Origin of the sequence: Spirillospora albida (genome assembly GCF_000718255.1) — a bacterium.
Classification (GTDB): Bacteria; Actinomycetota; Actinomycetes; order Streptosporangiales; family Streptosporangiaceae; genus Spirillospora; species Spirillospora albida.
Genome location: NZ_JOFJ01000001.1, coordinates 104,102 through 124,198 on the forward strand (window position 1 = coordinate 104,102; position 20,097 = coordinate 124,198).

General features: G+C 74.0%; 12 protein-coding genes. 4 read left to right on the top strand and 8 right to left on the bottom strand.

The genetic code is table 11. From position 1 onward, the window contains the following. Positions 1–18 precede the first annotated feature (18 nt). The gene (locus IE99_RS0100495; protein ID WP_084219221.1) at positions 19–1,170 is read right to left on the bottom strand and encodes a sensor histidine kinase; all 1,152 of its coding nucleotides are present in this window, start codon (positions 1,168–1,170) and stop codon (positions 19–21) included. Positions 1,171–1,315: 145 nt separating this feature from the next. Between IE99_RS0100495 and IE99_RS0100500 the strand changes: the two genes are divergently transcribed. Genes IE99_RS0100500 through IE99_RS0100510 form a run of 3 tightly spaced genes read left to right on the top strand, consistent with a single transcriptional unit; the run spans position 1,316 to position 3,903 of the window. Next, positions 1,316–2,329: a hypothetical protein gene (locus tag IE99_RS0100500; RefSeq protein WP_030144847.1), complete on the top strand. Its 1,014-nt coding sequence runs from the start codon at positions 1,316–1,318 to the stop codon at positions 2,327–2,329. Positions 2,330–2,350: 21 nt separating this feature from the next. Next, a complete protein-coding gene (locus IE99_RS0100505) occupies positions 2,351–3,028 on the top strand; it encodes a hypothetical protein (RefSeq protein ID WP_051711726.1) in 678 nt (225 codons plus the stop codon). After that, positions 3,025–3,903: an inositol monophosphatase family protein gene (locus IE99_RS0100510; RefSeq protein WP_051711728.1), complete on the top strand. Its 879-nt coding sequence runs from the start codon at positions 3,025–3,027 to the stop codon at positions 3,901–3,903. Before IE99_RS0100505 ends, IE99_RS0100510 begins: the two co-directional genes overlap by 4 nt. Here IE99_RS0100510 and IE99_RS0100515 read toward each other — a convergent pair. Beyond that, positions 3,900–5,132: an ArsB/NhaD family transporter gene (locus tag IE99_RS0100515; protein ID WP_245623004.1), complete on the bottom strand. Its 1,233-nt coding sequence runs from the start codon at positions 5,130–5,132 to the stop codon at positions 3,900–3,902. The genes IE99_RS0100510 and IE99_RS0100515 overlap by 4 nt on opposite strands. Positions 5,133–5,198: 66 nt before the next feature. Between IE99_RS0100515 and IE99_RS0100520 the strand changes: the two genes are divergently transcribed. Further along, positions 5,199–11,000, top strand: a complete 5,802-nt coding sequence (locus IE99_RS0100520; RefSeq protein WP_030144851.1) for a WD40 domain-containing protein — start codon at positions 5,199–5,201, stop codon at positions 10,998–11,000. Here the strand turns inward: IE99_RS0100520 and coaE are convergent. The 6 genes from coaE to polA form a co-directional block, all read right to left on the bottom strand. Then, positions 10,997–11,587: a dephospho-CoA kinase gene (coaE, locus tag IE99_RS0100525; RefSeq protein ID WP_030144852.1), complete on the bottom strand. Its 591-nt coding sequence runs from the start codon at positions 11,585–11,587 to the stop codon at positions 10,997–10,999. The genes IE99_RS0100520 and coaE overlap by 4 nt on opposite strands. A gap of 43 nt (positions 11,588–11,630) precedes the next feature. Then, entirely contained in the window at positions 11,631–12,119 is a 489-nt protein-coding gene (locus IE99_RS0100530) for a GNAT family N-acetyltransferase (protein WP_030144853.1), read from the bottom strand. Positions 12,120–12,159: 40 nt separating this feature from the next. Next, positions 12,160–14,115 carry an endonuclease/exonuclease/phosphatase family protein gene (locus IE99_RS0100535; protein ID WP_051711730.1) on the bottom strand — a complete coding sequence of 652 codons (1,956 nt, stop codon included), beginning with the start codon at positions 14,113–14,115 and terminating at the stop codon, positions 12,160–12,162. Positions 14,116–14,426: 311 nt separating this feature from the next. After that, entirely contained in the window at positions 14,427–15,905 is a 1,479-nt protein-coding gene (rpsA, locus tag IE99_RS0100540; RefSeq protein WP_030144855.1) for a 30S ribosomal protein S1, read from the bottom strand. Between the two features lie 235 nt (positions 15,906–16,140). Beyond that, positions 16,141–17,043 carry a polysaccharide deacetylase family protein gene (locus tag IE99_RS0100545; RefSeq protein ID WP_245623005.1) on the bottom strand — a complete coding sequence of 301 codons (903 nt, stop codon included), beginning with the start codon at positions 17,041–17,043 and terminating at the stop codon, positions 16,141–16,143. A 333-nt stretch (positions 17,044–17,376) separates the two neighbouring features. Continuing rightward, on the bottom strand, positions 17,377–20,067 hold the full coding sequence (polA, locus tag IE99_RS0100550) for a DNA polymerase I (RefSeq protein WP_030144857.1): 2,691 nt from the start codon (positions 20,065–20,067) through the stop codon (positions 17,377–17,379). Between the last annotated feature and the right edge of the window lie 30 nt (positions 20,068–20,097).

A 20,097-nucleotide genomic window follows, 5' to 3' on the forward strand; every position in this document is an offset into this window, starting at 1 on the left:
ATTTCCCGTCTTCGCAGGTCAGGACGCGGGCAGCGGGATCCTGGCGCGGACCGTGTAGCCGCCGACCGGGGCCGGTCCGGCGGCGAACGTCCCGCCGAGCGCGGTGACGCGCTCGCGGAGGCCGACGAGGCCGTTCCCGCCGCTCGGCAGGCCGTGGTCGGGGGCGGCGTGCGGGACCCCGTTGGTGATCTCCACCTCGACCGCGTCGCGGAGGAGGCCGAGGACGACGCAGGTGTCGGCGGCGCCCGCGTGCTTGTGGACGTTGGTGAGCGCCTCCTGGACGAGCCGGTACACGGCCCGGCCGACGGCCTTGGCCATGGGACGTTCGTCTCCGCGGACGGTGAGGTCGACCCGGAGGCCGGCGGCGCTGGACTGGTCGACGAGCTCGCGGATGTGGGCGAGGGTGACGGCCTCCTGCGGGAGGGCCTCCTCGCCCTGCCGCAGGACGCCGATGACGTGGCGGAGCTCGTCCAGGGCCTGGCGCCCCATGTCGCCGATGACGCCGGCGGTCTCGGCGGCGCGGGCGGGGTCGCGGGCGGCGATGGCCTTGAGGGCCCCCGCGTGGACGACCATGACGCTGACCCGGTTGGCGACGACGTCGTGCATCTCGCGGGCGATGCGGGTGCGCTCCTCCGCACGGGCGCGCTCGGCGAGGAGGTGCTGCTCGCGTTCGAGGCGTGCCGCCCGTTCCTGGAGCGATCCCAGCAGCTGCTTGCGCGCCCCCATGTAGAGGCCGAGCAGGACTGGGGCGATCACGAACGCGACCCCGAAGACCGCCTGCGCGGCGAAACCCTCCTCCGCGGTGGGGCTGGGGAAGGCCAGCGAGGACACGTACATGGCGGCGGCGAGGCCGAGCACCGTCCGGCGGGACGCGGTGTAGGCGGCCAGCGAGTACAGGATGACCAGGTAGGCGAACGCGCCGCCGCCCGTGGCGGAGCCGAACACGAGGGCGAAGAGGGTGAGGCCGACCGGGTGGCGGCGCCGGACCACCAGGCCGAGGCCGATGACGGCGCTGCACGCCGAGACGACGGGTGCGTGGAACCAGAAGTCCTCGGTCTTGAACCACAGGACGGCGCCGTCCAGAGCGGCGAGGCCCAGCGCCAGGGACACGTCGAGCGCGCGCGAACGCTTCGTCGGCCACATCGCCGACCACCGGTCCCGGGGGTGCATGCGCACGAGCCTATAGCGGGGCCGTGACAGGGACGGTCACGCATGTCCCGGAGCCCTCACCCGGCGGGCGTCGCGGGCCGGTGGCCCCGCCCGCGCCGGTCTGGTTACGATGACGGCGCCGACAAGGACGGGGATAACACCCACGATGACCCGATTCACCAACTGGTTCGGTAAGAACGCCGACGCCGTCATCGCGCTGGTCCTCGCGATCACCGTCGCGCTGCTCGGGGTCGGGGTGAACCTGCCCAACGAGAGCGAGATCACCAACAGCGCGATCCTCGCCGTGATCGGCCTGCTGGCCACCTCGGTGCTGCGCGACCGCGGCCGGCGCGTCCCGGTGGAGGCGGAGGTCCGCGACACGTTGCGGGCCTCGTCGTCGACGCTGGACGACCTGAGCGGCCGGCTCGCGCACATCGAGCGGTTCGAGGGCGTGCTGTCCGACACCAAGCGGGCGCTGGACGAGACGTCGGTGGTCCGCGTGATCGGCGGCGGGCAGGTCGCGCAGGTGCTGGCGGACGCGCGCCGCGACACCGACCGGTGGTTCTTCAAGGGCGGCACCGGCACCTACATCCGCGCGAAGACGCTGCCGGAGTGCGTGGCGGCCGCCCGGCGGGAGCGCCGCACGCTGCTGTTCCGGCTGGAGATCCTCGACCCGACGGACGTGGCGGTGTGCGAGGCGTACGCGCGGCACCGCCGGTCGGTGTCGGACGGCCCGGACGCGACGGGAGAGCCGTGGACGCTGGAGCGCACCCGCAAGGAGGCGTACGCGACGATCCTGGCGGCGTGCTGGCACAAGCAGCGGTTCGGGATGCTCGACATCGACATCGGGCTGGCGCGGACGATGACGACGCTGCGCTACGACCTGGCGGCGTCCCGGCTGGTGGTGACGCGGGACGACCCGCGCGGCGAGGCCCTGGTCGTGGACAGCACGAAGTTCTACTACGGCTGGGTGAGCGCGGAGCTGCAGACCAGCCTGGACCAGGCGCGGCGGGTGCCGGTGGAGCTGGCGCGGCTGGCGCCGCTGGACGACGAGCCGACCGTCGACGAGGTCCGCAAGCTGTTCGAGGTGCTGGGGATCGAGCTGGCGCAGGGCTACACGGAGCGCGACATCATCGAGATCGTCCGCAAGGCGCTGCGCGCGAAGGACCCGTACGAGTGAGCCGGCGCGGGTGACGGGACGATGAGGTACGAGGAGATCCGCGCGGAGATCGCCGCCGGAACGGCGGCGCGGACGCTGCCGCGGTGGGCCGGCGGGGTCGTCGCGGACGCGGCGGAGGGCCGGTCCCCGGCCGCGGCGGTGCGGCATCCCCTCGGCTTTCTGTGCCTGCCCGTGGAGCGCAGCGGCGACCTCGGCGTGTGCCTGCACATCTGGACCCCGGAGGTGCGGCCCGCGCCGTCCACGACGTCGCCGGTGCACTGCCACAGCTGGGACCTGCTCAGCTTCGTCCTGTACGGGACGGTCCGGAACGTGCGCATGGACGTGCGGCCGGGCGCGCCCGATCCGACCGGCCAGGTCTTCGAGGTCGTGAGCCGGGGCGGGGTGGACGAGCTACGCGCGACGGGACGCGCCGTCCGGCACTCCCCGGGGCGGTCGGCGGCGCACCGCACGGGCGAGTCGTACACGCTCCCGGCGGGGGTGTTCCACCGCACGCTCATCGAGGACGGCGACGACGCGGCGACGGTCGCGCTGGGGCGGCACACCCCCGGCGGGGGCGATCTGTCGCTGGGTCCGCTGGACGTTCCGACGCACCGGGTGCGCCGCGCCCGGTCCGCGCCCGAGGAGACGGCGCGCGCGCTCAGGCGCGCGGCGGCCCTGATCGCCGCCGCGCATCCGCTGCCGACGGGAGAGACCCGATGACCGCCAGCACGCCGCCGGGGTCCCCGGTCGATCTGGGGAGGGCACGCCGCGTCGCGGTGGAGGCGGCGGAGGCGGCGGGGGTGCTGCTGCGGGCCGGGATGCGGGAGCCGCTCCGGGTCCGCCCGAAGGGCGCCGGGGACGTGGTCACGGATCTGGACGTCGCGGCGGAGGAGCTGATCGTGGCGCGGCTGCGGTCGGCGTTCCCGGGGCACCGGATCATCGCGGAGGAGTCCGGGGTGCTGGAGGGCGCCGAGCCGAACGGGTCCCGCGCGGACCTGGTGTGGCTCGTCGATCCCCTCGACGGGACGAACAACGTCGCGATCGGCATGCCGGTGTACGCGGTGGGCCTCGCCCTGTGCGTGGGCGGCGCACCGGTCCTCGGCGTCGTGCACGACCCGGTGACGGGACGGACGTGGTCGGCGCTGCGGGGGGAGGGCGCCCTCGGCCCGGCGGGCGCGCCGCTGAGGATGCGGGGGTGCGCGAGCCCCGAGCGGGACGAGAGGCCGGTCCTGGCCTGGACGCAGGGGCACCAGGTCACCTCGTCGGATCCGGTCGCGTTCGCCCTGCGCTCGACCCTGGAGATGCGGAGCGCGCGGATGCTGCAGCTGTGGGCGCCGCTCGTCGCGTGGGTGATGCTGGCCCGTGGCGACATCGACGGGATCGTCGGGTACCTGCCGGAGATCGTGGACCTGCCCGCGGGGGCGCTGCTGGCGGCCGAGGCGGGCGCGGAGCTGCGCCGCCTGGACGGCCGGCCCTACGAGCTGGGCATCGACCGTCCGGCGGCGGAGCTCGGGTTCGTCGCGGCCCGGCCCGGTCTGCTCGGCCGGCTGCTCGACACGACGCGGGGGATCGTGTCGCCCGCCTCGCCCGTCTAGCCGGTCGCGAGGAGGGCGCCGACGCTCGCGGCGCAGCCAGCGACGGCGAGGACGGTGCCCGTCAGCACGAACTTGCGCAGCGGCACCCGGACGTCCCACCTGCGGCACCACTCGAACCACAGCAGCGTCGCGAGCGACCCCCACGGGGTGATGACGGGCCCCACGTTCGTCCCGACGATGAGGGCGAGGAGCTGGTCGCGGTTCGCGGCGGGCACGGCGGACTCCCCCGCCACGTAGGCGGGCAGGTTGTTCAGGACGTTCGACAGCCCGGCACCGGCGAACGCCGCCCGGAACGCGCCGGCGACCCCGTCGTCCGTCCCGACGAGCGCCCGCATCGCCTCGTCCAGCCCGACCCGCTCCAGCGCCGGGACGACCAGGAACAGCCCCGTCACGAACACGAGGAGCTGCCACGGGATCAGCGCCGGCCGCAGCGCCGACCGGTCCCGGACGGCGAACGCCGCGACCGCGACGGCCGCGGCGGCGGTCGCGGCGATCCCGAGCTGGATCCCGGTGTGGACGCCGGCCAGGATCGCCCCGATGAACAGCAGGCACGCGGCGGCGGTCGCGCCGAACAGCACCCGGTCGCGGATCGGCTCCGGAGGCGGCGGCGTGTAGGCGTCCGCGCCGCGCATCCCCCGCCGCCAGTAGAACACCCACAGCAGCGCCATCGTGACGCCGAGGGCGGCGAGCTGCGGCGCCCACATCCGCGCGGCGAACGCGGGGGTCTCGAGCGCGACGCGGCCGGCGGCGAGCAGGTTCGTCAGGTTCGACACCGGCAGCAGCAGGCTCGCGGTGTTCGCGAGCCACACCGTCGTCATCGCCAGCGGCAGCGCCGCGATGCCCGCGCGGACGCCGAGCGCCAGCATCACGGGGGTGAGCAGCACGGCGGTGGTGTCGAGGTTCAGGAAGACGGTGGTGACGGACGCGAACGCGACGCAGAGCAGGAACAGGGCGCCGTAGCCGCCGCGGCCGGCGCGCGCCATCCGCTGCGCGATCGCGTCGAAGACGCCGGCCTCCTTGGTGAGCTCGGCGAGGACGATGACGCTGAACAGGAACAGCAGCAGGGGGGCGATCCGCTCGACGCTCGCGCGCGCCTCGGCGCGCGGCAGCAGGCCGGTCGCGACGAACAGCAGCCCGAGCAGCAGCACCCCGATCCGGACGCGGTCGAGCACGCCCAGGCCGCGGGCGGAGCGGGCGGCACGGCGCAGCGGCGCGGTCGGCGACGGCACGGCGACATGATCCCATATCCGTCACACGACGCTGTTCTCGTCGCCGGCGGGCGCGATACTGGCCCCATGACTCCCCCCGGCACCGCCCACGGGTCCCGTCAGGAGCGCCCGACCGACTTCTTCGTCAGCTACTCCCCCGCCGACGAGCGGTGGGCGTCCTGGATCGCCTGGCAGCTGGAGGCGGCCGGGCACCGGACGATGATGCAGGCGTGGGACTTCGTGCCGGGCACCAACTTCATCGACTTCATGGACCGGGGCCTGTCGGAGGCCAAGGCGGTCGTGGCGGTGCTGTCGAGGAACTACCTGCGGTCGCGGTACGGGCGGCTGGAGTGGATGGCGGCGCTGCGGGCCGATCCGGACGACCCGGCCCGCAAGCTCGTGACCGTCCGGATCGAGGACTGCGCCATCGACGGGCTGCTGTCCACCATCACCTACGTGGACCTCGTCGGCGTGGACGACCCGGACGCGGCGCGCGACGTGCTGATGCGGCGCATCGACGAGGCGCTCGCGGGGCACGCCCGCCCTCTCGACGGTCCCGCGTTCCCGGGCGGCGGGCCCGCGTCCGGGCGGCCGCCGCTGGCCGGCAGCGTCGAGGGCGCCGGGCGCTCCGGGGCGGAGCCGGAGCGTCCCGTCCGGCGGGCGCCGGTCGCGGCGCCGGCGTTCCCCGCCCGCGCCGCCGCGGAGGAGAGGCCCCGCGAGCACGTCAGCGTGCTGCACGTGTCCGGGCCGCGGTTCGGCAGGACGCTCGCCGAGCCGGGGGAGCCGACCACGGCGGCCGAGCTCCAGGACCGCATCTACAGCGACGTGGCGCGGCTCGCCGACGCCGGCGTCCCCCGTCCGGACCTGCTCGTCGTGACGGGGAACCTGACGCACTCGGGGAGCCGCAAGGAGTTCGGGGAGGCGCTCGGGTTCCTGACGAGCCTGCGGGCGCTGCTCGGCCTGGAGGCGCAGCGCGTCGTGATCGTGCCCGGCTCGCACGATGTGACGAAGGCGGCGTGCCAGGCGTACTTCTCGTCCTGCGAGGCCGACGACGTCGAGCCGCAGCCGCCCTACTGGCCGAAGTGGCGGCATTTCTCCGGCCTGTTCAAGGAGTTCTACCAGGGCCTGGACAGCCTCGTGTTCGACAGCGCCCAGCCGTGGACGCTGTTCCCCGTCCCGGATCTGAAGGTCGTCGTCGCCGGCCTGAACTCGACGCTGCCGTACACGCACCGCGAGGAGGACCGGTACGGCGGTGTCGGGCGGGCGCAGGCCGCCTGGTTCAACGAGCGGCTCCGGCACTTCGAGGACGAGGGGTGGCTGCGGCTCGCCGCGATCGAGCACACCCCGGTGCGGGGCGAGCCCGGAGCGGTCCGCGACACCGAGATCGTCGAGTCCCTGCTGGGCGCCCGCGTCCACGCGTTCTTCCAGGGCACGGCGACCGACCTCGGGACGGTCCCGCTGCTCGGCACCGGGACGCCCGCCGTCCCCGCGCTCGGCCCCGGGCGCCATCAGACCGTCGTGCTGCGCCGCGACGGCCTGGAGCGGTGGATCCCCGAGGACATGGAGCGGCGCGGCGCCGAGCGCCTCGGCCGGGTCTGGCCGAAAGCGGACGGGACGTTCCCGGGCGCGCGGGCCGTCCCGCCCGTCCCCGCGCCCCGCCCCGAGATCGAGACGCCCTCCGACCCCGCCCCCGACGACCCCGCCTCCCGCCTCCTGGACCGCCTCACCGAGGCGTGCGAGACCCGGTTCGAGCGCGCCACGATCCGCCGCGTCGTCCCCCAGCCCCGCACCGACGGCCGCACCGACCCGCCGCATCTCCTCCTCACCCACCTGGAGGACGGGTTCGTCCGGCAGTACCGCATCGGCGCCCATGTCGGGCGCGTCACGCAGGACGACGTGGACGCGTTCGCCCGGCACGTCCACGCCGACGGAGCCGACCACGGGTCCGAGCTCGTCTACCTCGGCCCGACGCCTCCGCGCGCGCTCCGCGACGACGCGCTCCGGCGCGGCATCCGGGTCCGGAGCCTCACCGAGTTCCAGGGCCTGGTCGACCTGACGGAGTACGTGGGGGCGCAGACCGCGCGGCTGTCGGAGGGCGGCCTGTACCCGCCGTCGCTGTACGTCCCGCAGCGGTTCCGGGAACTCGACCGCTTCCGCACGGGCACCGACCAGCACGGGACCGGCGCCGTCCACGACGACGTCGTCGGGGAGATGCTGCGGCTCCTCGCCGCCGACCACGGCCGGTTCCTGCTGCTGCTCGGCGACTTCGGCCGCGGCAAGACGTTCGCGCTGCGCGAGCTGGCCCGCCGCATCCCCCGCGAGCTGCCGCACGTCGTGCCGATCCTGATCGAGCTGCGCGCCCTCGACAAGGCCCACTCGGTGGACGGCCTCGTCGCCGCGCACCTCGCCAACCACGGCGAGGAGCTCATCGACCTGAAGGCGTTCCACTACATGCTGCGGCAGGGCCGCATCGTCCTGCTGTTCGACGGGTTCGACGAGCTCGTCACCCGCGTCACCTACGACCAGGCCGCCGACCACCTCGACACGCTCCTGCAGGCCGCGCAGGACAAGGCGAAGATCGTGGTGGCGAGCCGCACCCAGCACTTCAAGTCGCAGGCGCAGGTGCTGACCGCGCTCGGCGAGAAGGTCGGGGTGCTGCCGCACCGGCGCGTCCTCGGCCTGGAGGACTTCGCGCCCCCGCAGGTCCGCTCCTACCTGGTGAACCGGTACGGGGACGAGTCCGCCGCCGAGGCGCGGCTGCGGCTGCTGGCCGACATCGAGGAGCTGCTCGGCCTCACGTCCAACCCCCGGATGCTGAGCTTCATCGCCGACCTGCCCGAAGAGCGGCTCCGGTCCGTCGCGCAGGCGCGCTCCACCGTCAGCCCCGCCGACCTGTACAGGGAGATCCTCTCGTCGTGGCTGGCGTACGAGGCGGAGCGGGTGCGGGGCCGCGGCGGGCCGTCCGGGCTCGGCATGGACGACATGTGGACGGCCGTCGGGACGCTCGCGCTGCGGCTGTGGGAGAGCAACGAGCAGTACCTGCGGCTCGCCGAGCTCACCGACGTCGCCGACGCGCTCACCGGCCTCACCGAGGGGCGGCTGTCGCCGCACCAGGTCACGCACGCGGTCGGCGCGGGCAGCCTGCTCGTCCGCACCGACGAGGGCCTGTTCGGGTTCATCCACGCCTCCGTCATGGAGTGGCTCGTCGCCCGGCACGTCGCCCGGGAACTCGACCGGGACGCCGCGCCCGGCGTCCTGGCCCGCCGCCCCCTGTCGCAGCTCACCGTCGACTTCCTGTGCGACCTCGCCGACACCCGAGCCCTCCAGGACTGGGCCGCCGGGGTCCTCGCCGGGCCCGGCGCCGACGACACCGCCCGCGCCAACGCCATCCGCGTCACGACCCGGCTCCGCACGCCCGCCCGCACCGACCTGCGCGGTGCCCGCCTCCAGGGCGAGGACCTCTCCTACCGCGACCTCCAGGAGGTCGACCTCACCGGCGCCGACCTCACCGACGCGCAGCTCGTCGGGGCGAACCTGTCCCGGGCCGTCCTGCGCGACGCGTCCCTCGCGGGGGCGCGGCTGGACGAGGCGCGCCTCACCGGCGCCGACCTGCGCGGCGCCGACCTGTCCCGGGCCCGGCTCGCCCGCGCCGACCTGCGGGACGCCACCGTCGACGGCAGCCGCTGGACCCGCGCCGCGCTCGTCGACGCCGACCTCCCCGCCAGGATCGCGGCGGCGCCGGAGCTGCGGGAGGCGGCGATCGCACCGGGCCGCCCCATCGACATCCAGGTCGCGCCCGCCTCCGTCGGCGTCCCGTACGGGTTCCACTTCCAGACGAGCCGGCTCCCGCAGCCGCTCGCCTACAGCCCCGGCGGGTCCGTCCTCGCGATCGGCGGCGACGACGGCGGCGTCCTGATCTGCGACGCCGTCACCGGCACGCCGCTGCGCACCCTCCAGGGCCACACCGACCGGACGTACGCCGTCGTGTTCGACGCGGGCGGCGAGCTGCTCGTGACGGCGTCCGCGGACGGCACCGTCCGGATCTGGGACCTCGCCACCGGCGGCTGCACCCGCACCCTCGACGTCCACCCCGAGGGGGTGTGGCCGCTCGTCACGGGCGGTGCGGGCCTGGTCGCCGCGGGCGCCGCGGACGGGACCATCCGGGTCTGGGACGCCGCGACCGGCGGCCTCCTGCACGAGCTCCCCGGGCACACCTCGCCCGTCTACACCGCCGCGTTCGACCCCGCCGGATCCCTCATGGTGACCGGCGACGTCAGCGGAACCCTCCGCGTCTGGGACCTCGCGACCGGCGCGCTGCACCGCGAGCTCACCGGCCACCGCGGCGCCGTGTTCCGCGCCGTGTTCCACCCCGGCGGGCACCTCCTCGCCGCCGGGGACGAGGCGGGCGTCGTCCGCATCTGGGACATCCGGACCGGTGAGATCCGGCAGGAGCTCCTCGGCCACACCGGCAGCGTGTTCGCCATCGCCTACCACCCCGAGGGCCGCCTCCTCGTCACCGGCGACACCGAGCACTCCGTCCGCCTGTGGGAGGACGGGCGGCACCGCGCCACCCTGTCCGGCCACGGCGGCCGCCTCTACCAGGCGACGTTCAGCCCCGACGGCGGCACCCTCGCCACCGCCGACAGCGCCGGATCCGTCCGGCTTTGGGACCCCCGCACCGGCCGGCAGCGGCTCGAGCTCGCCGGGCACCGCGGCGCCGTCTGGCCGTTCGCGTTCCGCCCCGACGGCGCGCAGCTCGCCACCACCAGCAACGACGGCACCGCCCGCCTCTGGGACGCCGAGAGCGGCCAGTGCCGCGTCGTGCTGCGCGGCCACGGCCGCCGCGTCACCGGCGTCGCGTTCAGCCCCGACGGCGGGCTGCTCGCGTCCAGCGGGAACGACGGCCTCGTGCGCCTCTGGGACCCCCGCACCGGCCGGATGCTGCGGGAGCTGCGCGGCGTCGCCGACAACCTCACCTCCGCCGCGTTCAACACCCGCGGCGTGCAGCTCGCCACCGCCACCAACGACGGCGGCGTCCACCTCTGGCAGGCCGGGACGGGCGCGTTCGAACGCGAGATGAACGTCGAGACCGACCACGTGTGGGCGCAGGCGTTCGCGCCGGACGGCGACATCATCGCCACGGCCAACGACGACGACACCGTCCGCCTCTGGTACTGGACGACCGGACGGCAGGTCGGCAACCTCGCCGACCACCGCGGCCGTGTCCGCTCGATCGACTTCCACCCCGCCGGCCGCAGCGTCGCGACCGGCTGCGACGACGGCCTCGTCCGGCTCTGGGACCCCGCCACCGAGGAGCTCCAGGCCACATTGTCCGGCCACACCGACCGCGTCTACCGCGTGGTGTTCGACCCGTCCGGGACGATGCTGGCCAGCGCGAGCAACGACGGGACCGTCCGGCTCTGGGACCCTGACACCGGCCGCCCCCTGCACACCCTCACCGGGCACACCGGACGGCTCTGGACGACCGCGTTCCACCCGTCCGGGACCGTCCTGGCCAGCGCGGGCGACGACCTCGCCATCCGTCTCTGGGATCCGGCCACCGGCCGCCTGCTGCACACCCTGCCCGGCCACACCCGCCGCGTATGGTCGACCGAGTTCAGCCCCGACGGCACGACCCTCGCCACCGCGGGCGACGACGGCGCCGTCATCCTCTGGGACGTCACCGACCCGGCCGCCCCGGCCCGCCGCATCACCCTCCTCGGCCTCGCCGAGGGCTGGGCGGCGCTCGCCCCCGACGGCCGCTACAAGTGGGAGGGCAACGCCACCGCCGAGTTCTGGTACGCCGTCGGCATGTGCCGGTTCGAGCCCGGCGAACTGGACCCCTACCTCCCGGAGGTGACCCGCATGCCCCTCGACGAGCCGTTCTAGGCGGCGGTGAGCTTCTCCCAGAGGGCGTCGACCTGCGCCCTCAGGTCGTCCAAGGTGCCCGAGTTGTCGATCACGTGGGTCGCCGCCGCGCGGCGCTGGTCGCGGGTCGCCTGGTGCGCCATCCGGGAGCGCGCGTCCGCCTCCGCCATGCCGCGCCGGGACGTCAGGCGCGCGATCTGCGTCTCCTCCGGCGCGTCCACCACCACGACCGCGTCGTACATGCCCGCGAGGCCGTTCTCCACCAGCAGCGGCACGTCGTAGACGACGACCGCGTCGGCGGGCGCCGCGTCCATCAGCGCCTGCATCCGCTCCCCCACCAGCGGGTGGACGATCGCGTTCAGCGCGGCCAGGCGGTCCTTGTCGGCGAAGACGATCGACCCGACCTTCTCCCGGTCGAGGCCCCCGGACGGCAGCAGGACGTCCTCCCCGAACTCCGCCACGACGGCGGCGAGGCCCGGCGTGCCCGGCTCCACCACCTCCCGCGCGATCCGGTCCGCGTCGATGACCACCGCGCCCCGCTCGGCGAGCCGCGCCGACACCTCGCTCTTGCCCGACCCGATACCGCCGGTGAGTCCCACTTTCAGCACGCGGCCCACCCTAGCCAGGCCGCGCGGGGCGATGCCAGGCGGCCTACGGCGCCGCGTCCGGCGCCAAGGGCTTGCGCATGTGGACGTGCGTCAGGTGCGCCGCGACCCTCTCCCGATGCGTCTCGCTGTACCCGAGCCGCCGGTACAGCCGCAGGTTCGCGTCGCTGAGGTGGCCGGTGAACAGGACGCACGCGTCCGCGCGGCCCCGCACCCGCTCCTCCAGCGCCCGCATCAGCCGCACCCCCACGCCCCGCCCCTGCAGGTCGGGGGCGACGACCAGCCGCCCCACCAGGCACGTGTGATCGCTGAACCGGGCGCGGACCGCACCGACGATCCGGCCGTCCAGCACCGCCTTCAGCACCACCGCGTCGCCCGCCAGGACCTTTCGCAGGCCCTCCAGCGACTCGACCAGCGGCGGGATGAACGGATCGCCGTACAGCTGCGCCTCCGTCACGTACGCGGCCCGCTGGACGGTGAGGATCGCCCCCGCGTCCTCGGGGTGAGCCGTCTCGATCACGGCCGGTTCGCTCATGGCGACGACACTAGCCCCGCCGGGCCGCCGCCGGGTCCGCTCAGCGGCCGATCCGGACGGTGACCGCGACCGGATAGTGATCGGACGCGTCGGAGCGCGGCACCTGGTAGTCGGTGAACAGGATCCCCTCGGAGCCGAACACCCAGTCGACGCGCCGGCCGTCCGCCGTCGTCGGGGACTGGTCGCCGCCCAGCACGGCGCTGCGCAGGTCGGTGCCCGTCATGTCGTCGATCTCCCGGCTGCCGGGCCCGGCGTTGAAGTCCCCGCCGATGATCGTCCGGGGTGCGCCGCCCCACGCCCGCAGCAGCGCCGCGACCTCCCGGACGCGCTCGCCGCCGGCGTCGCCGCCCTCCAGGTGCGTCGACCACACGTCCATCGTCGTCTTCCCGACGGCGAGCCGCGCCCACACGTACCCGCGGATCTGCGACCAGTCGCCGCGCGCCATCCGGCCCGTGCCCGACGAGCGGACCGGCAGCGACGTCAGGATCGCGTTGCCGAACTGGCCGTCTGCGGCCGGGCCCCAGATCAGCTTCATCCCGAGGCGGCGCGACAGCCACACCCCGACGTCCGCCGTCCCCGACAGCAGCGACCCGCGGCTCGCCTCCTGCAGCAGCACCACCTGCGGCCGCTGCGCCTCGATGGTGCGGGCGATGCCCTCGGGGTCGAGCCGGCCGTCCTGGTTGACGGCGTCGTGGATGTTGTAGCTCAGCAGCCGCACCTGCCCGGCGGCGGGGGCCGCCTGCGCCGTCCCGTCCGGGGCGGCGACCGTGAACACCGCGGTGCCGGCGAGCGGCAGCAGCGCCGCCGCTCCGGCCGTCAGCGCCCGCAGCGGCGCCCGCGCGGGCAGCGGCCCGCCGCGCGCGGCGGCGATCGCGGCGAGCCCGCCGAGCAGGAGCCCGGCCAGGCCGGGCAGCACGTTGTTCGGGATCGGCAGTGGTGACACCGCGCTGACCTGGTACGGGACGAGGATCACCGCGATCAGCAGGCCGCCGAGCGCGGCCCCGGCGTCCACCCTCCAGGCCGGACCGCCCGTCCCGGCGCGGCGCAGCGGCGCGCGGCACGCCACCGCCAGCAGCCACGCCGCCAGCAGCTGCCCGCCGATCATGACGGGCACGACCTCCACGCCGGACAGCGCGTACGTCCCCGCGACGGTGCCCGCGCCGACCCCGAGGAGGGTGCCGCCGAGGACGCACACTCCGCCCGGGACGGCCCGCACGGCCAGCCCGGACGCCAGGAACGCGAGCGCGATGCCCTGCCCGGCGACGATCGTGACGTGCGCGGCCGTCAGCGACAGCCATCCCGCCGACGCGACGAACGCGGGGCTGGACAGCACCAGCACCTGCAACGCGAGGAACGGCCCGAACGCGGCGGCGCCCAGCGCGTCCCGCCATGTCAGGCCGGGCGCCTCCACCGGGCCGGACGCGAGCTCCCGCCACAGCGCGACACCGCCGAGCCCGACGAACGCCAGGCACGCCGCCCACGGGCCGGCGCCGTCCCGCCACACCGGGTCCCAGGTGGCGAAGCTCATCCGGACCGCCGTGTCGGCGGCGAGGCCCGCCACCGCGGCGGTCGCGAACCCCACACCGGACAGGCCGCGGGCCCCCTCGTACAGCGCCGCGACCGCGAGCAGCCCCACGGCGGTGCCGGCCAGGGCCAGCCAGGTCGGCGCGCCGAGCGCCTGCGCGACGAGCCGGACGAGCAGCAGCCCGCCGACCCCGGCGACCAGCAGGCCGCGGGGCCCCGCGGCGCGCCGCACCAGCGGCGCCGCGAACCCCGCGAGGAAGATGGCGAGCACCGCGGCCGCGGCGGCGCCGAGGGACGTCTCATCGGCGAAATGGTCGAATTGGGGCAGCGCGAACCGCAGGGTCTGCGCCAGCACCGCGACCGTGACGGCGATCAGCGCGAGCCGGGCGGGCCCCTGCGGGACGATCGAGGGGCCGGCCGGGGCCGGTCCGCCGGTGTGCGTGCCGGCTGTGGTGGCGTCTGTGCTGGCCAATTGAACGAGTGCTCCCGGGGGACGAGCGGGCCTTCGGACGGGGCGTCCGCGCGGGCGGTGGAACGTCCACGAGGCTTTCACGGACGGGCGCGCGCGTCGACGAGCCGCGCCGCCGGACCGCGGGGCGCGTGCCCGGTCGTCTGACCGGCGGCGACGGGCGGGACCGGAACGGGTCACGGCCGGGGAACCGGTCCCGAAGGACCGCTTCCCCGGCCGTGATCATATCGTCACCCGCCGCCGGACGGGACCGCGGCGAGGGTATCCCCGCCGGGCCCGCGCGGGCGGCATGCGCCCGCCGTGCTCAGGGCGTGTCACTGACCGCCGGAGAGCTTCTCCCGCAGCGCGGCGAGGGCCTCGTCGGTGGCGAGGGCGCCACCGGTCGGCTCGGTGTCGCCGCCGCCGGAGTACGAGGTCTCCGCGCCGCCCTCGGGGGCGCCGGTCTCGGCCTCCGCCTCGGCCTTGCGGGCCTCCTCGATCTGCTTGCGGTGGGCGTCGAAGCGCGTGCGGGCCTCGGCGTACTGCCGCTCCCAGGTCTCGCGCTGCTCGTCGAAGCCCTCCAGCCACTCGCCGGTGTCGGCGTCGAAGCCCTCGGGGTACTTGTAGTTGCCCTGCTCGTCGTACTCGGCCGGCATGCCGTACAGGGTCGGGTCGAAGTCCTCTTCCTCGATCCCGGCGGCGCTCTCGTTCGCCTGCTTGAGCGACAGGCTGATCCGGCGCCGGTCGAGGTCGATGTCGATGATCTTCACGAAGATCTCGTCGCCGACCTGGACGACCTGCTCGGGGATCTCCACGTGGCGCTCGGCCAGCTCGGAGATGTGCACCAGGCCCTCGATGCCCTCCTCGACGCGGACGAACGCGCCGAACGGCACCAGCTTGGTGACGCGTCCCGGCACGACCTGCCCGATCTGGTGGGTGCGGGCGAACTGCTGCCAGGGGTCTTCCTGCGTGGCCTTGAGCGACAGGGAGACGCGCTCGCGCTCCATGTCGACGTCCAGGACCTCGACCGTGACCTCCTGGCCGACCTCGACGACCTCGGACGGGTGGTCGATGTGCTTCCAGGACAGCTCGGACACGTGCACCAGGCCGTCCACGCCGCCGAGGTCCACGAACGCGCCGAAGTTGACGATCGAGGACACGACGCCCTTGCGGACCTGGCCCTTCTGCAGCGTGTTGAGGAAGGTCTGGCGGACCTCGCTCTGCGTCTGCTCCAGCCAGGCGCGGCGGGACAGGACCACGTTGTTGCGGTTCTTGTCCAGCTCGATGATCTTGGCCTCGAGCTCGCGGCCGACGTACGGCTGCAGGTCGCGGACGCGGCGCATCTCGACCAGCGAGGCGGGCAGGAAGCCGCGCAGGCCGATGTCGAGGATGAGACCGCCCTTGACGACCTCGATGACCGTGCCGGTGACGATGCCGTCCTCGTCCTTGATCTTCTCGATCGTGCCCCAGGCGCGCTCGTACTGGGCGCGCTTCTTGGACAGGATCAGCCGCCCCTCCTTGTCCTCCTTCTGGAGGACGAGGGCCTCGACGTGGTCGCCGACGGCGACGACGTCGTTCGGATCGACGTCGTGCTTGATGGACAGCTCGCGCGAGGGAATGACGCCCTCGGTCTTGTAGCCGATGTCGAGGAGGACCTCGTCACGATCGACCTTGACGACAGTGCCCTCGACAATGTCGCCGTCGTTGAAGTACTTGATGGTCTCGTCGATCGCGGCGAGGAATGCTTCCTCGGACCCGATGTCGTTGACCGCTACCTGCGGGGTGGTCGAGGTGGCGTCGGTGCTGCTCGTCATGTGTCGGCTGGCTCCGGTACGGACATGGAAGTCGTATGGTTCGCGCGGAGGGCCGTTATCCGCCCTGCCGAGGACCGGAAGGGGGCGCGGACGAACCGCGCCGGGAAACCGAACCGATGTCGCCGACCTGACCGAGCGCGAGCCTGCTCCGTCCGAAGCGCGCGCAGGCCCACAGCGCAGCGATCAGGATATGGGATCGATCTCCCCGGGTCAATCCGGGCGCCGGCCGCGCCCGTCAGTACACCCTCGCCCAGGGCAGATAGCCCTTGGCCAGGCGGTCTTCCAGCATCTTCGGGAACACCACCGTCCGCGGGTCCCCGTCGGAGGTGTACCGCTCGTCCGGGTGCTCGTCCAGGTGGTCGAGCCACGCCGTGGAGCAGAACTTCGTGCAGTCGTTCTCCTTGATCTTGCCCTCGGACCGCACCCGGTGGATCGCCCAGCGGTCGAACTCGTCGGCGAACGGCGAGTCCGACGGCCGCCAGCCCGCCAGGAAGACCCCCTTGAACGGGTACCGCTCCCGCCACCCCTTGTCGCGCGGCACCGCCCCGAACGGATACGCCAGGGTCGTGGACCGCAGCCCGGTCAGGGCCCGGATCCGATCCTCCATCCCGCCGATCTCCCGGGCGACCTCCTTCGCCGAGAGGCCGGACAGGTCGGGGTGGTTCACCGTGTGGTTCCCGAGCTCGAACCCGTTCTGGACGAGCCATTTCAGCCCCGCCGCGGCCTGCGCCCCGTCCAGCCCGAACACGTCCTCGTTCAGGTAGAACGTCGCGACCGGCCGGAAGCCGGGGTTCTCCCGCGCGACCCGGTGGATGATGCCGACGGCCGTCTCCGGCTTCGGGGCGCCCTGCGCGTCCAGCCCGAAATGCCCGGGGGTGCTGTCGTCGAACGTCAGCACGACCGGGTGCCTTCCCGCCGGCACGTCCACCCAGCCCGCGGCCAGCTGCGCCGCCGTGATCGGCACGTACCCGCTCTTCGCCAGCCGGGTCAGCTCCGCGTAGAGTTCCGCGCCGGACCGGTCGAGCGGCAGCTCGGGCCTGTCCAGGATCCGGTGGTACATGATCACCGGCACCTGCCCCATCTCATTGGCCTTGACCGCCGCGGCCTGCGCCGACGCGGGCAGGGCCGCGGTCGGCATGGGCGCCGGCCTCCTCGCGGCCGATGCCGGCGCCTTGGCCGCCGGCCGCGCCGACGCCGTGGACGCGGCTCCCGCCTGCCGGGCCGTGACGGCCCGCTCGGACTCGTCGCGATCCTCCCGGGGCAACACCAATCCGAGCACGACCGCACAGACGATGACGACCCCGGCGATCTTGTGAACCAGAGGCACGAACGCTCCCGCCGTAGCGCGAACAGGACCAGCCCGAAGAGCCGGGTCAAAGCGTAGAGCCCCCGAGCCCCCACGGACACCCTCTGCGCCTACCCAGCTGAGCCCCGGACCCACGTGCCTCGGCCAGCACCCCGGCCATCAGCCTCAATGACCGGCTTCGTGCCAGTTCTTTCCCGTTCCCATGGAGACGCTGAGGGGGGCGCGCAGGTCGTAGGCGGCGGCCATCTCCCGCTGGACGAGGGCGCGCAGGGAGTCGAGCTCGCCCTCGGCCACTTCGAAGACGAGTTCGTCGTGGACCTGGAGGAGCATGCGCGAGCGGAGGCCGGCGTCGCGGAGGGCGCGGTCGACGTTCAGGCTCGCGACCTTGATGATGTCGGCGGCGGAGCCCTGGATGGGCGCGTTGAGGGCCATGCGCTCGGCCATCTCGCGGCGCTGCCGGTTGTCGGAGTTGAGGTCGGGCAGGTAGCGGCGGCGGCCGAGGATCGTCTCGGTGTAGCCGTCCTGCCGGGCCTTGGCGACGATGTCGCGGAGGTAGTCGCGGACGCCGCCGAACTGCTCGAAGTACTCCTCCATGAGGCCGCGGGCCTCGTCCGGGGAGATGCGGAGCTGCTGCGAGAGGCCGTAGGCGGACAGGCCGTACGCCAGGCCGTAGTTCATCGCCTTGATGCGGGCGCGCAGCTCCGAGTCGATCTGCTCGGGGGGCAGCGCGAACACGCGGGACGCGGTGATGGTGTGGAAGTCGGCACCGGACCCGAAGGCCTCCAGGAGCGCCTCGTCCTCGGAGAGGTGCGCCATGATCCGCAGCTCGATCTGGGAGTAGTCGGCGGTGAGGAGCGACTCGTAGCCGGGGCCGACGACGAACGCCTCGCGGATCTGGCGGCCCTCGGCCGTGCGGGTCGGGATGTTCTGCAGGTTCGGGTCGGTGGACGACAGCCGCCCCGTCGCCGCGACCATCTGGTTGAAGGTCGTGTGGATGCGGCCCGCGTCGTCGGCCATCGGGATGAGGGAGTCGACGATGCTCTTCAGCTTCGCGACCTCGCGCCACCGCAGGATGTGCATCAGGACGGGATGCCCGTCCTTCTCCAGGAGGTTGGTGAGCGCCTCGGAGTCGGTGGTGTACCCCGTCTTCGTCCGCTTGGTCTTGGGGAGGTTCAGCTCGTCGAACAGGACCTGCTGCACCTGCTTGGGGGAGCCGAGGTTGAACTCGCGGCCGACGGCCGCGTGGGCCTGCCGCTCCTGCTCCTTGACCTGGCCGCCGAGGGACGCGGACAGGTTCGCGAGATGGTCGGCGTCCACGGCGATGCCCGCGCGCTCCATCTCGGCCAGGACCCGCACGAGCGGCAGCTCCACCTCGTGGAGCAGCCGGGTGGCGCCGCGCTTCTCCAGGTCGGCGTCCAGGACGTCGGCGAGCTCGGTGACGGCGCGGGCCCGGACGGCGAGGTTCTCCGCCGCCTCCTCCTCGCCGGAGCCGTCCAGGGTGAGCTGGCCGGAGTCCTCGGTCTCGTTGCGGAGCTCGCGCTGCAGGTAGCGCAGGACGAGATCGGCCAGGTCGAACGTCCGCTGGCCCGGCAGGGCGAGGTACGCGGCGAGGGCGGTGTCGCTGGTGACGCCGTGCAGGGCCATGCCGCGCGCGGCGAACGCGAGCATCGGGCCCTTCGCCTCGTGCACCGCCTTCGGGCGGGACGGGTCGGCGAGGTAGGCGGCGAGGGCGCGCTCGTCGTCCTCGATCAGCTCGACCGGGTCGATGTGGACGGCCGGGCCCTTGCGGGAGGCGAGCGCCACCGCCGTGATCTCACCGGTGCCGCGGCCCCACGTGCCGGTGACGGCGATGCCGAGCCGGTCGCCGCCGTTGGCGTCGAGCCAGGACGCGAGCGCGCCCGGCTCCAGCCTCTCCAGGTCGATGTCGAAGCCCTCGTCGGCCTCGGGCTCGGCGGCGGACAGCGACGCGTACAGGCGCTCCCGCAGGACGCGGAACTGCAGCGAGTCGAACAGGGTGTGGATCTCCTCGCGGTCCCACTGCCCCATCGTCAGCTGCGGCGGCGTCAGCTCCAGCCCCACCGAGGTGTCCAGCTTGTTGATCTGCTGGTTGCGCAGGACGCCCGCGAGGTGCTCGCGGAGGTTGTCGCCGGCCTTCCCCTTGATCTCATCGACGCGGGCGACGAGCGTGTCGAGGTCGCCGTACTTGGTGAGCCACTTCGCGGCCGTCTTCGGGCCCACCCCGGGCACGCCGGGGAGGTTGTCGCTGCTCTCCCCCACCAGCGCCGCGAGCTCCCGGTACCGCTCCGGCGGGACGCCGTACTTGGCCTCGACGGCCGCCGGGTCCATCCGGGCCAGCTCCGAGACGCCCTTCACCGGGTACAGGATCGTGACGTGCTCGTCGACGAGCTGGAACGCGTCCCGGTCGCCCGTCACGATCAGGGTGTCCAGGCCGGCCTCGGTCGCCTGGACCGACAGCGTCGCGATGATGTCGTCGGCCTCGAACCCCGCCACCGACATCCGCGGGATCCGCAGCGCGTCCAGCACCTCGAAGATCAGGCTGACCTGGCTGCGGAACTCGTCGGGGGTCTTCTGCCGGCCCGCCTTGTACTCGACGTACTGCTCGTGCCGGAACGTCGGCTCCGACCGGTCGAACGCCACCGCGATGTGCGTGGGCTGCTCGTCGCGCATGACGTTGATGAGCATCGACGTGAACCCGTAGACCGCGTTGGTCGGCTGCCCGTCCGTCGTGGAGAAGTTCTCCACGGGCAGCGCGAAGAACGCGCGGTACGCCAGGGAATGCCCGTCAAGCAGGAGGAGCCGGTCACGCTCGCGAGGGGTCGCTGCTGTCGTCGCCACACCAGGACTCTAGTCTGCGACCACGACAGT